This is a genomic window from Acutalibacter intestini (genome assembly GCF_034334985.1).
Classification (GTDB): domain Bacteria; phylum Bacillota; class Clostridia; order Oscillospirales; family Acutalibacteraceae; genus Acutalibacter; species Acutalibacter intestini.
In genome coordinates, this window is record NZ_JAWXXL010000008.1 from 104,929 (window position 1) to 118,905 (window position 13,977).

At 55.7% G+C, this 13,977-nt stretch carries 18 protein-coding genes; 1 reads left to right on the plus strand and 17 read right to left on the minus strand.

Annotated features, from left to right (window positions below; all coding sequences use genetic code 11):
- Window positions 1–47: 47 nt before the first annotated feature.
- From U8U68_RS08925 to U8U68_RS08945, 5 genes are all read right to left on the minus strand, one after another.
- Complete coding sequence (locus U8U68_RS08925; protein ID WP_322200462.1) at window positions 48–1,427, minus strand: ankyrin repeat domain-containing protein; 1,380 nt, start codon at window positions 1,425–1,427, stop codon at window positions 48–50.
- 49 nt (window positions 1,428–1,476) lie between these two features.
- The gene (locus tag U8U68_RS08930; protein ID WP_322200463.1) at window positions 1,477–1,785 is read right to left on the minus strand and encodes a DUF6809 family protein; all 309 of its coding nucleotides are present in this window, start codon (window positions 1,783–1,785) and stop codon (window positions 1,477–1,479) included.
- A gap of 11 nt (window positions 1,786–1,796) precedes the next feature.
- Complete coding sequence (locus U8U68_RS08935) at window positions 1,797–2,108, minus strand: DUF6809 family protein (RefSeq protein WP_217958749.1); 312 nt, start codon at window positions 2,106–2,108, stop codon at window positions 1,797–1,799.
- A 104-nt stretch (window positions 2,109–2,212) separates the two neighbouring features.
- Complete coding sequence (locus U8U68_RS08940) at window positions 2,213–2,905, minus strand: hypothetical protein (RefSeq protein ID WP_322200464.1); 693 nt, start codon at window positions 2,903–2,905, stop codon at window positions 2,213–2,215.
- A gap of 18 nt (window positions 2,906–2,923) precedes the next feature.
- The gene (locus U8U68_RS08945; protein WP_322200465.1) at window positions 2,924–3,274 is read right to left on the minus strand and encodes a hypothetical protein; all 351 of its coding nucleotides are present in this window, start codon (window positions 3,272–3,274) and stop codon (window positions 2,924–2,926) included.
- 86 nt (window positions 3,275–3,360) lie between these two features.
- Between U8U68_RS08945 and U8U68_RS08950 the strand changes: the two genes are divergently transcribed.
- The gene (locus U8U68_RS08950; RefSeq protein ID WP_322200466.1) at window positions 3,361–3,897 is read left to right on the plus strand and encodes a flavodoxin family protein; all 537 of its coding nucleotides are present in this window, start codon (window positions 3,361–3,363) and stop codon (window positions 3,895–3,897) included.
- A gap of 2 nt (window positions 3,898–3,899) precedes the next feature.
- Here the strand turns inward: U8U68_RS08950 and U8U68_RS08955 are convergent, their stop codons facing one another.
- From U8U68_RS08955 to U8U68_RS09005, 12 genes are all read right to left on the minus strand, one after another.
- Window positions 3,900–4,478 (minus strand): hypothetical protein, encoded by a 579-nt coding sequence (locus tag U8U68_RS08955; protein ID WP_322200467.1) that lies wholly within the window; start codon window positions 4,476–4,478, stop codon window positions 3,900–3,902.
- Entirely contained in the window at window positions 4,471–5,256 is a 786-nt protein-coding gene (locus tag U8U68_RS22620) for a DNA cytosine methyltransferase (protein ID WP_437124421.1), read from the minus strand. The genes U8U68_RS08955 and U8U68_RS22620 overlap by 8 nt, the downstream gene beginning before the upstream one ends.
- Window positions 5,201–5,959 (minus strand): DNA cytosine methyltransferase, encoded by a 759-nt coding sequence (locus tag U8U68_RS22625; RefSeq protein WP_437124422.1) that lies wholly within the window; start codon window positions 5,957–5,959, stop codon window positions 5,201–5,203. The genes U8U68_RS22620 and U8U68_RS22625 overlap by 56 nt, the downstream gene beginning before the upstream one ends.
- 88 nt (window positions 5,960–6,047) lie before the next feature.
- A complete protein-coding gene (locus U8U68_RS08965; RefSeq protein ID WP_322200468.1) occupies window positions 6,048–7,883 on the minus strand; it encodes a VirB4 family type IV secretion system protein in 1,836 nt (611 codons plus the stop codon).
- A gap of 24 nt (window positions 7,884–7,907) precedes the next feature.
- A complete protein-coding gene (locus tag U8U68_RS08970; RefSeq protein WP_322200469.1) occupies window positions 7,908–8,711 on the minus strand; it encodes a class B sortase in 804 nt (267 codons plus the stop codon).
- Entirely contained in the window at window positions 8,708–9,298 is a 591-nt protein-coding gene (locus U8U68_RS08975) for a hypothetical protein (RefSeq protein ID WP_322200470.1), read from the minus strand. The genes U8U68_RS08970 and U8U68_RS08975 overlap by 4 nt, the downstream gene beginning before the upstream one ends.
- Window positions 9,295–9,564 (minus strand): hypothetical protein, encoded by a 270-nt coding sequence (locus U8U68_RS08980; protein ID WP_322200471.1) that lies wholly within the window; start codon window positions 9,562–9,564, stop codon window positions 9,295–9,297. The genes U8U68_RS08975 and U8U68_RS08980 overlap by 4 nt, the downstream gene beginning before the upstream one ends.
- The gene (locus U8U68_RS08985) at window positions 9,561–9,944 is read right to left on the minus strand and encodes a hypothetical protein (RefSeq protein WP_322200472.1); all 384 of its coding nucleotides are present in this window, start codon (window positions 9,942–9,944) and stop codon (window positions 9,561–9,563) included. Before U8U68_RS08985 ends, U8U68_RS08980 begins: the two co-directional genes overlap by 4 nt.
- A 13-nt stretch (window positions 9,945–9,957) precedes the next feature.
- Entirely contained in the window at window positions 9,958–10,893 is a 936-nt protein-coding gene (locus U8U68_RS08990; protein ID WP_322200473.1) for a conjugal transfer protein TrbL family protein, read from the minus strand.
- Window positions 10,894–10,927: 34 nt separating this feature from the next.
- Window positions 10,928–11,317, minus strand: a complete 390-nt coding sequence (locus U8U68_RS08995) for a hypothetical protein (protein ID WP_322200474.1) — start codon at window positions 11,315–11,317, stop codon at window positions 10,928–10,930.
- Window positions 11,318–11,429: 112 nt separating this feature from the next.
- A complete protein-coding gene (locus U8U68_RS09000; RefSeq protein ID WP_322200475.1) occupies window positions 11,430–11,768 on the minus strand; it encodes a DUF3852 domain-containing protein in 339 nt (112 codons plus the stop codon).
- Window positions 11,769–11,808: 40 nt separating this feature from the next.
- The coding region (locus tag U8U68_RS09005) for a VaFE repeat-containing surface-anchored protein (RefSeq protein ID WP_322200476.1) at window positions 11,809–13,977 on the minus strand (2,169 nt) is incomplete at its 5' end.

The window sequence follows — 13,977 nt, forward strand, 5'->3', positions numbered from 1 at the left end:
GTTTTCTCAAATCGGCTGAGTCTGCGCCATCTCAGTACCACCAATGTTCACATAGTCTGCTCCTGGCCCGGCTCCTGCTGCTGCCGCTCCTGCCAATACTCTGCCAGTTCCGTATAGGCGTCGCTGCCGGTTATGCCGTCCTGTCCTTTAACCTGGGAGGCGAACACCTCAAAGTCCACGCCGTGGTCGATGAGCAGTTTCCCAGCCTCCGGGCACTGGTATTCCACACAGGCCGCAAGCGCGTCATAGTTGTCCGGGCTGACCTTCATCCCAAGCTGGAGCAGTTCCCGGAGTTTCTCAGGCCCTTCATTTCCCCTGCGCTGGATAAAGGTGCGGAGCCTGCTGTCTCCATTGACGCCCTTCCGAGCCATTATCCTGGGCAGATCCATGTCTCCGCCGAGTAGGGCGACTTTCAGCAGACCCTCTGGCGTTGCGGACACTTCTTCCGGCGAACAGCGTTCTATGATCTGCGCCGAGATGAACTGCACCCCCGGCCAGGTGTAGGCGTATTGGGCCAGCTTGCCGAAGAAGTCCGGCGACAGCTTATCGGTATGTGCGCTGGCCTGCTCCTGGAGGAAGGCCACCTTTTCCTCGTCCACAATGTATACCGCTTTCTCACACGCTTGCTTATACATGTTTTCGGAAAACACACTGTCCTCCATCAGAAGCAGTGTCATCTTCCGGCCCACCTCTCCGGGGCGGGCTGCGGCCTCCAGGAACAGCATATCTATGGTTTCCTGCCCGGTGATCCTGGGGAGCAGTTCCTTGAATTCCCTGAGATTACCGTCCCGGATGGCCAGCACTGCCTTGTCCGAATCTGACATATGTAAGGGCCTCTGTCCTGTGAGACTGATGTATTCGGTGATGCTCCCGGTCATGCGCCGCAGGAGCTGCTCGGTCTGGGATATGGCGGTTTCCTGACGCTCCCGCTGCTCTGCCAGGGCGCGGACCAGCACCTCCTGCTCTTGCATACTCAGGTGCAGGAGAGCGCCGCCGGTGTCGTCATGGCCCTTATATTTCCTGTCGCTGTAACAAAGGGAGTTCTCGCCGTGGAAGGCTTTGGTGATGGCGGAGGAGATGAGGAACATCCGATCCAGGTCGTTGCCGGTGTCTCCCAGGGTCTTGCCCGTAAAGAAAGGCTCCGTGGCGGTGATATCGCCTTTGAGCCACTTGAGGTAGCCGTCAAGGTATATACCCTCGCTTTCGCCGTAATCGACTTCACAGAAAATATCCGCGCCCTTGGGTATTTCACGACCATTCTCCCACCCCTTTTCCATGAGGAAATACTCGTCAGGCAGATAGCCCATGCCCTCCAGCCGGTGCCGCAGTTCCGCAAACACCTCCTGGGCAGTGGGTTGGCCGATGTACTTCAGCCTGCGGGGGCTGCCGGGAATGACTTCCCATTTTTCAAGCTCAATCCTGTTCATTGCATTGCTCCCTTCATTTTAATATAGTGGAAGTCCGCGCCTTCCAGACTTAATTCCTTTTTCTATGGGAGGGAAGCTCACCGCCCTCCCATAGCGATTCCAGCATGAGCCGGAACCCAAAGCGGACCCCCTCGGCATAGGTCTGCCGAAGTTCGATGGTGTGGGTGCATTCTATGGCAGCCACAAACCTTTCCAGCAGCGCATGATGCTTTTCTGGCAGCTTGGATTCCAGTCTATTCTGTATCCTGCTCTGCTTGTCCACGGCCTCCTGATACTCGTCCGATTGGGGCACGATGTCCTCAGCAGGGAATATCTCGCCATCATAGAGACTATCCAACAAGGACTTCTTTTCAGACATAGCTGATCACCTCATTGCGTTTTCTTAACCCGCAGCCGAATCACCGGCCTGACCCTTGCCGCCCTGGGAAGCTCCAGCATCAGCTCTATGCCGAACCGCACACCTGCTCCGTACATAGCGGTTGACTCCAGCTGTTCCACTAGAAACCGTTCCCACATTGCCTGGTCCAACAGTTCACCCTGCCTTCGGCTTAATGTTTTCGACAGAGTGAGCATGCTGGCCTTGCTTTGTTCCAGAGCCTGACGGTACTTCTTCGAGCGAGGGACCACGTTCTTTCCAGGGTGGATTTCTCCATTATAAAGCCTTGCAAAAAATGATTTCACCTGACTCACCTCCTGCCCACACAATACCCCAGCCGGGACCAAAAGTCCAGTTGGGAAACCCACAGAAAAAGCGGGGCGGCGTGGGCGGTATGTTCCATCGATTGTCACAAGACCCCATCCTCCAGTTCATATCTCTGCTCTGCTGGCTCGGAGCCCTCCATGGCGTCATAGATTACTTCCAGGATGCAGTCATAGGGAGCGTTCCGGCTGTCCGCCAGCCATTCCTCATAGGTAACTCTCAGCGGGTCCTTGAACCGAATCAAATACTGTATGCACTCCAAGGGCAGCGCCGGTTTCTTCAGCAGGATGTAGCTGGTCCTTGCGGCCTCCAGTTTCCTGGACCGGTTCAGCAGCTCCAGAGGGGTACAGTCCTGGATGTCCTCACAGAACCAGTTCCAGCACCTCTCCACCTTTTCCCGAAAGGCTTTCCGCAGCTCCGGGTCGTCCCGCTCTGCCCATTCCTCGTCCAAGGCAAAGTGCGAGTCTGTATCCGGAACGTCCTGCATAACGGAAACCACCTCGAACACGTCCTCTGCCAGCACGTCCTCCTGCATGGTCAGATAAACGTGTTTTACGGCCATCAGCGGGTCGCGGAAACGGAGGAGATAGAGCATTTCCTCCTTGCTGGCTGGCCGTTTGCTTAAGGCGTCATAGCAGGCCCGGACCGCCGCGATCTCCCGGCACCGCTCTATCAAAACGGGGGAGGAGGCGTTCTCCAGCCAGGAATTATATTTCTGCCAACTGTCTTTCAATTTGTTAAGATAAGCGGCCCTGACCTTTCTTTTATCAATCTGCATGATTTGATCACTCCTATTTTACATGGTCTGCTTCATCTCATACAACTGCTCTGCGTCCTGCCGGTCCCGCAGCTCCCACAGCGCATGGTCGAGAGCTGCGCTCTGATCTCCGTCCTGCTCACTGAGCCAGCTCTCGGCGACCACCTGGAGAGGATCGGAGAACCGGTCCAGATAGTCCAAGTCGTTCCTGGAAAGGCTGGGGATGGTCAGCACCTCCCGGCTGAGTTTTACGGCGGCGATTTCTTCCGCCCTATCGATCAGGTCCTCTTTGGGCAGAGCAAGCAGCTTTTCACGGTAAGCCTGCCAGTTGGACGCGATCTTCTCCTTGAAACACGATATGGCCTCCATATGTTGGCCTAGATCGCGCATATAAGCAACTCCTTTGCGTTGACACGATAGCTGCGCCATGTTATAATTTTGTGTAACTTACAGTGTTTTCATGGAGGAATGTCATCATGAAAATTATCGGCGTAACGTGCAGCTGTCTGCCCAAGAGCCTTTCCCAAAGGGCCGTGAAAGCCTTCCTGCAAGGCGCGGAGGAGGCGGGCCACGAGGTTCTGCTGGTACCCATCGGCAAGGGGTTAAGCGGCTGCACAGGCTGCCACACCTGCAAAAAGCTGGACGGTTTCTGTGTCCAGCAGGACGCCCTGCGGCCCTATTTCGATGACCTTCCTGACGCTGGCGCGGTGGTGTTCGGCGCTGGAATTTATATAGGCTACCCCCAGGGTGAGGCGTGGTCGTTCATGAACCGCCATTTCTGCCTGCATGACCGTGTGGGCCCGGAAGCGAAGTGCAGGATTGGGCCAGGCAAAAAACTGTACCCCATTTTCGCACAAGGCGCGCCGGATAATCCAGAGTACCGTGCCAATTACGAGGCGCTGCTCCGACCCTTTGACGGCTGGGGTTTTGAGAGGATGGAGCCGATAGTTGTCACCGGGCAGACCTGTGAGGAGGCTGTACATAGGGCGTATGAGTTGGGCCGGGCACTGTAATATCACATTGTCATATCCATATCAAGTTCATCACTTTCTTCTGCCGCCACAGTAAACAGATTAGGTTCAGCGGATTCCAGCGCCTGCCGCACCCTCTCCGCGCAGTCCCGGAATGATTCCAGGTACCGTTCCGGTTCCCGGTGGCGGCGCATCTCCACCAGATTGTCCTGGGCGATTGATTTCTGGAGCCCTGCCACATACCCAAACACAGCGCCTACGCACAGTTCCTTGCTTTGTTTTGGGGATAGGCTATCCCGGTGGCGTAGGAGGTATTGGTAGTTGGGGTCAGCCAGATATGCCCCTAGGGACTGCCGGGCCTGTTCCCGGATTTTATCCGTGTTGGCCATGTAGTTCTGATCCACTTCCGGCGGCAAATCTCTCAAATATATCTCATCCGCCATGTAGAGAGGACAGGTTTCCTTGATCTGCCCTTTGTAGTAGATGATGTGATTTCTCACCAGATTGAGGTTTACGCCGTCCGGCCAGAAAGGGTCGGAGCCGCCGTTTTCATAGAGCCGCTGCCATTGGGTATAGGCTTTTTCCAGTTCTTCCAGCGGGTTTTCCTGATTTTTCTTAGCCACGCAGAACCTCCATTTCCAAGTATTTTACAATCCCGCCCAAGATAAACTCCGCACAGGGAACGGCGATGCTGTTGCCCAGGGCTTTGTACCTTGCGGTATCCGAGGCTCCGGGGACTTCCGTCCAGCCGGAAGGAAAGCCCTGCAGCAATTCACATTCCAGTGGGATCAGCCGCCTGATGAGAAGTGGCCCCTCCACCACCAGTTTGTTCTGCTCTGCATAGACATTATCCGCTCCCTTGTAATCTCTGGCGCATAGGGTCCCAATCACCTCCTGCTCTAATGCAAACGGTAAGTTGTTTCCACCCTCGCCAGCCCCGGCGCAGATGGAGGGCGCTATGTCTACAGGCCCTGTAAACCGGGAATCCTGGCCGTGATTCTCAAACACCAGCGGCTGATGCCCATGCTCCTGGGCGCGTAGGGTCCCGGCGCACTCCACTGAAAGGTCCATATTCCTGCCACCCTGGTCGTTGATGCACAGCACCGATGGCATCATGTTCCCGCTGGGGCTGGCCTTGAGGGTGGGCGCCACTTCTTCTGTGTAGCCTATGCTCCCAGCCTTGGAACCCGCCCCTGCACAGAATCCCGCCGCGTACCTCTTCCGGGACACAAAGGTCTGCATCTGCATATTGGTGGTCGCCATGAGCGCCCCAGCCGTTTCGCCCAGGTCTATGACTTCCTCCCGCTGGTTGATATGAAATGCCTGGGGCAGCCTTGGGGGAATCTCAAGAGGTATCAGCCTGGCCTGTATCTTCAGCGCTGTCTCCAGTTGCGGCGGCAAGGGTTTCCCACGTTCCTTGGCCCGGCGGAGAATTCCCGAACAAGCCCTTTTCGTCAAATAGTATTTTGGAGGCACTCCCGCCCGCAAAATCTGCGATAAGGTACACACGCACACGTCTCTGGGGGACGGACCAGTATTGAGCGTCCAGGGTCCGCCACGCCAGGGAGAAAGTATCTCCCAATAAAATTCGCCCAGCAGATTTCCACTTCCCGGAGTCAGGTCTAGGGATAGATACGGTATTGCAGCTAATTCGGACGAATGATTGCAGGACGATGCGGAAATCCTCGCCGGGCGGCTCCCCGCTGGAATATGCGCCAGGGACGTTCTCCCAGACGCACCATCTTGGGCGAACAGACTGAGCTGTCCGTCCTCTTTTTCTGTCTGCATTTCTCAACTCCTTTATTACTCGGATCATCTCATAAAACAGGCCGCTCCGGGTCCCCTGGAGTCCGTCACGGGTCCCTTGCGCGACACTGAGATCTTGGCAAGGTGAGCCGCCGCAGACGATGTCCACAGGCGGCAAATCGCTCCCTTTCAGCTTGGTAATATCCCCCACGTGGACCATCTCCGGGAAACGCTCCATGGTCACCCTTATGGGAAATTTCTCAATCTCGCTGGCCCAAAGGGTCTTAATCCCCAGATGGCTTGCCGCCAGGGGAAAGCCGCCGATGCCGTCAAATAAACTTCCCATGGTCAGGCTCATATCCCACCTCCTGATTTTTTCTGCGTGAAGCACGGGCGGTAAACTTCATGCTTTCTCTCAGTTTCCCGCGCAAGTTTCCAGCGGTGGCTCACCGCCCGCCAGCCTCCCCGAACATCTTCGTTTTGAAGTCCGGGAACTCCACCTGCAAAAGATACCGCTCATTGCCGCACCTATATAGACAGGTGCCCCGCTCCGGAAACTTAATGAGCTCGAACTCCGCTTCCTCCATCTGCAGGGTGCGGATGTACGACTGGGGGTCGGTCTGCCCGGCGTTAAACAGGAACTGGTGGGTGGGGATGGAGAACAGGGGTTTCGTGAACTCCCGAATCGAGGGTATCAAAAAGTCCTCGATATTCTGGCTGGCGATGAGCACTGTGGAACTGCGCTTTCGTACCCGTTTCATGAGGTTTCGGATATACTCGATGGCCGTCAGGTTGGAGAGGAACAGATACAGCTCGTCTATGGCCCCCACACAGTTGCCCTCACCCAGCATGGCGTTGGTCATATAAGACAGAATGCTGAACAGCAGCGCATCCTTGAGGCTCTTGTTGGTGTTGAGCACGTCCTTGACCCCAAAGCAAAGGAATTTGTCATCCTTTATATTGGTATGGCCGTTGAAAAATCGGGCCTCGGCCCCCTCGCACATGGAGTTCAGCGCCAAGCATATCTCCTGCAAGGTTTCCTCGGTGAACAGGTTCTTTTTCTTCTGGTCGTAGAGGTTGTACTCGTCCTCCAGCAAGTCATAGAAATCGGACATGGTGGGAAACCGGTCCGGGGGCAGAGAGGAAAAATCGGTGTGGTCATCCATGTCAAACCTGCGGTACAGCTTTTGCAGCATGAACTCAATGGTGTCCAGTTGTATGGTGGAGAAATCCTTATAGGCCCGGAAAAAGTCCTTGAGGTAGGAGATATGCCGGGACAGGGCGCTGGTCTTGCGGAAGGTCTCCGGGGTGTTCTCGTCGTCAATTTCTCTTTCTGAATCCCCCTCCCACTTCATGGGCTGCAAGGGGTTAATGACGTACTGACCGGTCATGAAGTCCAGGTAACACCCACCCAGGGCGTTGGTCAAATCCTGGTACTCGGACTCCGCGTCCATGAGGATAATGGACTTCCCGGACTCCCGGAGGTTGGAAACAATGCCCTTGAGCAAGTGTGATTTGCCTTGGCCGGAGTTGCCCAAAATAAGGATATTGGAGTTGGTCTTGTCATCGGCCCGGCGGTCGAAGTCGGTGAGGATATTGGTGCCGAACTTGTCCCGGCCCAGGTAGAACCCATGGGGATCGGTCTTGCCGGAATAGTTAAAGGGGTACAGATTCGCCACCGCCGAGGCAGGCAGCACCCGCTCGAACTGGGTCCCGAACTGGTTGGCCCCAAAGGGTGTAACAGAGAGGAATCCCTCTTTCTGCCGGAGGTTCAGCCGGTCGATGTTGATTTTGGAGCGGGTCAGCTCCATGAGCACGTCCGACTGGAGTTCCTTCAGCTTTTGGAGAGAAGGGGCTTTCAACTCCATGTATACCGCGCAGTGCAAAAGCGGCTCCCGGTTCTTGCGGAGGTTGGCCAGCAGTTCGATTACATCCTTGAGGTTGTTCTCGGCCTCCAGGGTCTCCTGCACATCCGTGCCCCCGGACATGAGCTTATTTCGCCGGGTGGCGTTCTGGATGATCTTCCTCTGTTCCATGCTGTCCACCAGCCGGTTGTACACCCGCAATGTAATGTTGGACCGGTCGGCCAGTTGGGAGAGGATGGCCTGGGCCTCGGTGCTGGGCGGGTACTCCCGGATGGCCCACACGCAGCAGTAGGCGTCCCCGCAGATGTAGTGGTCGCTCATGAACTTCACCACGCCGGGCAAAATCATGTCAAAGAAATCCTTGACCGCGATGGCCTCCAACTGCTCCGGGCTGTCTTTCTTTTTCTTCTGAAACATATGGCCTCCTGTTGGTTTTGAATATTATTGTACCAGCTCGCCTACCACAGCAACCCGGCCATTTCTCCGGGATACATCACAGGTGGAGAGGGTAATGAACCGTTCGGCCCTGTCGTCCGCGCCAGCAAAAAAGACGCTGTCCTCTCGAACAGCGTCCAGAAAGTCAGCCTTGCCAGCCGCATCGGTAAAATTGATGTGCCGGTATAACTTTGATTTCACCGAGTTGGCCTGGCACACAGCAATCACCCGGTACTCCCGCGCACCTTCCGGCGTTTCCAGAATGATTTGCCGATGGCTGTCCATGTAATCCTTTTCTCGATACCACAGCAGGTCGGTGAACATGGTCCCATCGAACATATTGTGGCCGTAGAGGATGAGATTGTCGCTGGAAAGGTCACAGCGGTGGTCTAAAAAGGGTACCCCATAATCGGAGTAATTTCCGTAGAAGTCCCGCCGGAGATAGCGCTCCGGGTCCTCCGGCGTCCACATGAAAGGGTAGTCGATGTCCGTCCCCGGCACCCTGATCCAGCCGGTGCAGTCGGGGTTCTTCTCCTTAAGCGCACCCAAATCATGCAGAACCTCCGGCGCTGGGCTTGGGGCGGGTGTGGCCTGTGCGGGACTCATAGTTTCTTCTGACGATGGCTTGGTGGGCGTACCCTCTGGCGCAGGTGATGATACATCCTGCTCTATTAGCACCGACTCCGCCAGCTCCCGGAAGTTCGCCTGCTGCTCCTTGGACTCAATGAACCGATGCACCAGCCAGAATCCCGAACCTGCCAGGGCAATGGCCAGCACAAATCCTATCAGTACTTTGATACCTTTCTTCAAGAATCGGGCCTCCTATCCAAGTTAAAGTTTTTGATGCCGTCCACATCCTCCACCGCCTCGCCGGTCATGCAGGTGCCAAAGTACAGCCCCAGCACCCGCTTGAGGTCCTCCCGGTCCATGCGGCGCACTTCAAAGCCCTGCTCCGAGATGGTTTTCTCCGTCAGGTTAATGGCCTGGAACACCTGCTCCGGCTTTTCTCCCTTGGTGAACCGCAGGACGAACAGGAACTGCCGGGCCGTGGACATCTCGATCTGCTTGGATTCCAGGTAGCCTCCCTCCTGTTCCAGGACTTTCCGCACCGCCGGATTTTCTTCCTCCCGGAGACGCTCTTTGATGAAACGCTTGTTATCGTCAAACCGCTGGCAGGAGTCCAGGCAGGAGATCTCCAGGCCCGGATGGGCGGAGAACACCATGAGCAGATGCCGGATTTTAATCTCCACATTGGCATGGGACAGCACGGAGATATTGGTGGGCTGCACGAGAAAAACCGCCAGCTCCCCGCCAGCGGTCTGTATGCCATAGTTTGTGAACCCCTCCAGGCCCAGCAGAGCGCGGGTGGAGTTGCCTTTTTTCTTTTTCTGCCTCATCCGCCGCACCTCCATGTGTATTCCTGTTGACTGAACAGGAGGAAGTTCCCGGCGTAGCGCACATAGTCCAGCACCGTGATCTCTTCCAGCCGGATGGACAAAAACGCATAGGCCATGGTCAGGGCAAAGGGCGAAATCAGCCCCAGTTGCGTCAGCGCCAGTACGGAAAGCAACAGCCCCACACAGGCTGTGGCGAAATCCCGCAGGCTCCACAGCCACAGGTTGGCCGTGGCCTTGAGGTTTTGTGGGTAGATGTATTGGGTCATGTCTGTTCCTCCATTTGTAAATGATCTTCCTGTTGGACTTCCCGGCAGAACTCCTGGGGCGTCTGATGGTACAGTTCCCGGATCTTCTCCGTGATCATGTCTTTGACGAGACGTTCTTCGCCCTCTGTGGGCTGATAATCATTTGAGAAATAATGAGTGGCGGTTTCAACTACATATCCCATTGTAAGCGTATCCGCAAAGGGATCGTAGGTGGCATATAGGTTCAGCCATGTTTCATCGTCGCTCAAATCCTCTTGAAACTTCTTTTCGGCATCAAACCAGGTTTCCAGGTACGCAATGATGGAGTGTCCATCTTCGGACACTTGGATGTCATTGTCTACCCGCAGGTCTTGGCTCTCCATTTCATTATTCTTATTCATGTGGGCCTCCTTGTTACGCAATCGCCCGAGCGATATTTCGGGTCATATTCACGGCGGTGCTGGTAGCGTGAACCACGCTCATCATGTTGACCTTGACCGAGCTGTCCAGCCCAAACTGCTGGGCGATCCTCGGCACCTCGCCAGCCGCCAGCATAACCCCCAGCCCCAAAAGCATATTGTCGTGGAACGTCAGCAGGCCCAGGAAAAGGAGCGTGGTCTGCAGAAAGGCTGTCAGGCACAGGGCGATGATCTGCTTGCACCACTGGTTGAACCCGTCCGTGTAGCCCCGGGGTACAGAGAAGAGATAAAGGGTGCCAACCGCCATCTGAATCAGGAGAATGCCCCCTCTTTTTATGTTCGAGAAGAACACCTTAAGCACACAATAAGATAAGCCTATGAGCATACACAGCGGGAACAATCCGTTGAGTACCACCCCTGTGGGCCCCCCGAAAACGCCGGTCAGCACCTTGAGGGCCACGTCCCCCAGGTTGAAATCCACTGTCCCCACAAAGCTCCCGGCCAAATCCTTGAGAAAAACATTTTGCAGGTTGATACAGAACTTGTACAGCTCCACCGGCGCCAGTGTCACCAGATTCGCGGCAAAAAAGCCCTTGAGGACATTGAGCGCGGTAGACTTCACATTGGCCCGGCCATTCTGGTACTCAATCGCCAGGTCAAACGCCGCCACGATCATGCCCACCGCGAACAGGGTCCAGCCCAGGCAGGCGAACAGCCGGACCGAGGCCACGATCCAGCTCAAATCGAATATCTCCGCCCCCATGCCGCCGATCTGCGTGAACACATCGGAAATGGTGCCGTAAAAGGACTTGAGCATCCACTCCACGAGGCCGTCCCAGATGGAGTCCACAATGCCCTCCCCAAAGGTGGAGAACACATTGCCCAAGGCCCCGCCAAAGCTGCCGATGAGCCCTCCCAGCCAGTCTAACATTTTGATTGCCCCCTTTTTTCTGTATGTTCATAGATCAGCCGTTTTCGCTCTGGAACAGCCGGATATACCCCAGGACGGTGTCTGCAATCTTCCGGCGCTGGGCCTCGGTGATGGGGATAAACCAGGCGGGCTTGCCGCCGTATTCCCATACATGGGGCTCCACCTCGCCCAGATCCTCCCGGCGCTGGGGGCCGATCAGGTCCCGGAACAGGAAGTTCTCCTTGTCCACAAAGCCCTTGCCCCGGTTCAGAAGGATGACCTGGAGGGCATTGTAATGGTCCGCGGACAGGGAGGGTATAAACTGGACCTTGACCAGCAGCTTGTCCCCCAAACGGCCCAGCAGCACCCGCCCGGCGAACTGTTTCTCCTTGATGGTATGGTCGCGCTCGAACATGGCGCGTAGTTCTTTTTCATAGAAATTCATGTTGATTTTAACCTCTCGTTTCATTTATTAAAAATAGAATAATGGGGTTTGTGTTTCCTGCTATCGTCCAGGAGGCCCTCTGGCCCATCCCTCGATATGCCCGCTCATGGCGTTATATCCCCACAACGCCCCAGATGTAGAGGGGGGCGGTCAGGGTAAAGACCAGACAGGCAAACAGGATGGCAGGCGCGGCGAACTCAAACTGGCCATGTTTGCGGTATTCAAAATACGAGGTGGATACCTTGACGAAGAACAAAATCACCAGCACCACGTCAATGACCGGGAATACCACATTGTTTACAATGGCCTTGATCTGAGCCTGCGCCGAGGTCCAGGTGGACTGCACGGCTCCCGCCACATCGCCGGTCGCCGTGGCGGGCAAGGCGAAACAGCACATGGTGAGTATGACAACAGCCAAAAGGCACAGCAGCCTTTTCATTCTTTTCTGCATAGATTTTCCTCCTTGGAGATATAAGGGCCTCAAATTATAATCAGTCCTGTCCCTTTTTCTTCTTTCTGCTGATAACCAGAGAGAGTACCACACCGCCCAGGCTCACGCCGAACACAGCCAGGGCCAGCCGCCAGCCGGTATCGCCGGTGTTGGGGGTTCCGGGATGGTCCTTGGGCCTGTCCTTCATGACAACGGTGATGGCCTCGTCCAAGTCCTTGACCGTGAACTTCACGTCCTCGGCCAGCAGGTAGCCGTTGGGGGCGCTGGCTTCGTGCAGAACATACTCCCCGGCAGGCAGTTTCTCAATGGTATGGGGCTTGCCATCTGTGGTCCAGCTTTCAACGACCTTGCCGTCCTTGTCCCGGATCTCCAGCTTGGCCCCTGTCAGCTCCTTGCCCGTGACGGAATCCACCTTGGAAATGACGATTTGAGTCTTGGCGTTCTCAATATCCTCCAAGGTGACCGTGCTGCTGTCAACCGTGACCTTAATGGAATCATCCAGAGGCACATAGCCGGGCAGCGGCTCCAGCTCCACGATCTGCCAGTCGCCGTAGGGTACCTTGTCAAACTGGAACTTTCCTGCTTTATCGGTTTTTGCGGTAGCCACAGCCTTCTCCTTGGTGAATTCCTTGGCGTCCTTGGGGAACAGTCCGAAGAGTACGCCCTCCAGAGGATTTCCCTCGGTATCGGTCTTGCGGCCCACGATCTGGCCCCGGAGCAGCTTGTTGTGGAACTTCACTTCGGCAAGGTCGCCGGTGGTGACAGTGACGGTCTTGCCTTCCTGGATCTCATACCGGGCGGTTACCTTGTCGGAGATCTCCGTGACGGTATACTCGCCGGGAGCCAGGCCCTCCACACGAATTTCGCCATTTTTATCGGTCTTGAACTTTTTGGAGTAGTCCTTGCCGGTGATGAGGAAAGAGATACCCTCCACGAAGTTGTCCTCGGCGGTTTTCTTGATCACCAGCCCGCCCAGGCCGCGGATGGTGATGGTCTGGCTTTTGTCGTTTATATCCGCGTGGACGAACACCTCCACGTCCTCCTGGTACAGGGTTTCAAAGACCACGATGGACTTCCCGGCCAGTGTGGAGGCGTTGAAAGTGAAGGGAATCTCTACAGAGCCGGTGGCGTTTTCGGGGGTGAACTCAACTTCAGCGGTAACTTCCTTGCCATCAACCAGCAGTTTTTCCCTGGTAGATTTATCCATGAGAATCCCGCTGATTTTATAGGGCTTGCCGGGAACCAAGCCGGAGTAGCTGACCGTATCGATGATGGTGACTTCCTCCAGAGGGTCAACCTCTTTTTCTCCGTTTACCGTAGCCTCGGTTTTGATTTCCGGCTTGTCCGGGGTGGTGAACTCTACTGTCTGGCCCTCGTCGTCAATATCCGCATGAACGGCAATCTCTTTGTCCTCGTGGTACAGAGTTTCAAAAACTACCACAGACTTTCCGGCCAAGGCAGAGGCGTCAAAAGTAAAGGTGATTTCCTCTGTGCCGCTGGCGTTCTCAGGGGTGAACTCTTTCTCTGTGGTGACCTCCTTACCGTTCACCAGCAGCTTGCCGCCTGTGCCCTTATCCATGAGTACGCCGGACAGCTTATAGGTCTTGCCAGGGGTCAGGCCGGTGTAGCTGACCGTATCGGTTATGGTGACTTCGCCCTTGGGTTCGGCTTTTTTCTCACCATTCACGGTCGCGGTGGTCTTAATCTCGGGTTTCTCGCTGAAAGTTACGGTCTGGTCCTTGTCCTCCAAATCAGCATGGGTGCAGACTTCCAGCTTGTCCCTATACAGGGTTTCAAAGACAACAACCGTTTTTCCCGCCAGAGCGGACGCGGCAAAGGTAAAGGGAATGTCAATAGCCCCTTCCTCCTTGCTGGCCCGGAAGGTGGCCTCGGCTGTGATTTCTTTCCCGTCCACTGTCAGGGGCTTACTGGTGGCCTTGTCCATGAGCACACCCTTGACGGTGTACTCCTTGCCAGGAATCAGGCCGGAGTATTTCACCGTATCAATGATGGTGATTTCTCCAACAGGCTCGGCGGTGTGCTCCCCATTGGCAGTGGCAGTGGTGCCGATCTTCGGCTCGGTAAAGGTGACAGTCTGGCCCTCGTCCTCTATGTCCGCATGGCTGGCAACCTTGCTCTCACCCTCGTACAAATCCTCGAACACCACCACGGATTTGCCCGCCAGTGCGCTGGCGTTAAAGGTGTAACT

Coding starts and splice junctions, on each gene's coding strand:
- U8U68_RS08925 (WP_322200462.1), bottom strand. CDS start 1,427: ATGAACAGGATTGAGCTTGAAAAATGGGAAGTCATTCCCGGCAGCCCC.
- U8U68_RS08930 (WP_322200463.1), bottom strand. CDS start 1,785: ATGTCTGAAAAGAAGTCCTTGTTGGATAGTCTCTATGATGGCGAGATA.
- U8U68_RS08940 (WP_322200464.1), bottom strand. CDS start 2,905: ATGCAGATTGATAAAAGAAAGGTCAGGGCCGCTTATCTTAACAAATTG.
- U8U68_RS08945 (WP_322200465.1), bottom strand. CDS start 3,274: ATGCGCGATCTAGGCCAACATATGGAGGCCATATCGTGTTTCAAGGAG.
- U8U68_RS08950 (WP_322200466.1), top strand. CDS start 3,361: ATGAAAATTATCGGCGTAACGTGCAGCTGTCTGCCCAAGAGCCTTTCC.
- U8U68_RS22625 (WP_437124422.1), bottom strand. CDS start 5,959: ATGAGCCTGACCATGGGAAGTTTATTTGACGGCATCGGCGGCTTTCCC.
- U8U68_RS08965 (WP_322200468.1), bottom strand. CDS start 7,883: ATGTTTCAGAAGAAAAAGAAAGACAGCCCGGAGCAGTTGGAGGCCATC.
- U8U68_RS08975 (WP_322200470.1), bottom strand. CDS start 9,298: ATGAGGCAGAAAAAGAAAAAAGGCAACTCCACCCGCGCTCTGCTGGGC.
- U8U68_RS08980 (WP_322200471.1), bottom strand. CDS start 9,564: ATGACCCAATACATCTACCCACAAAACCTCAAGGCCACGGCCAACCTG.
- U8U68_RS08985 (WP_322200472.1), bottom strand. CDS start 9,944: ATGAATAAGAATAATGAAATGGAGAGCCAAGACCTGCGGGTAGACAAT.
- U8U68_RS08990 (WP_322200473.1), bottom strand. CDS start 10,893: ATGTTAGACTGGCTGGGAGGGCTCATCGGCAGCTTTGGCGGGGCCTTG.
- U8U68_RS08995 (WP_322200474.1), bottom strand. CDS start 11,317: ATGAATTTCTATGAAAAAGAACTACGCGCCATGTTCGAGCGCGACCAT.
- U8U68_RS09000 (WP_322200475.1), bottom strand. CDS start 11,768: ATGCAGAAAAGAATGAAAAGGCTGCTGTGCCTTTTGGCTGTTGTCATA.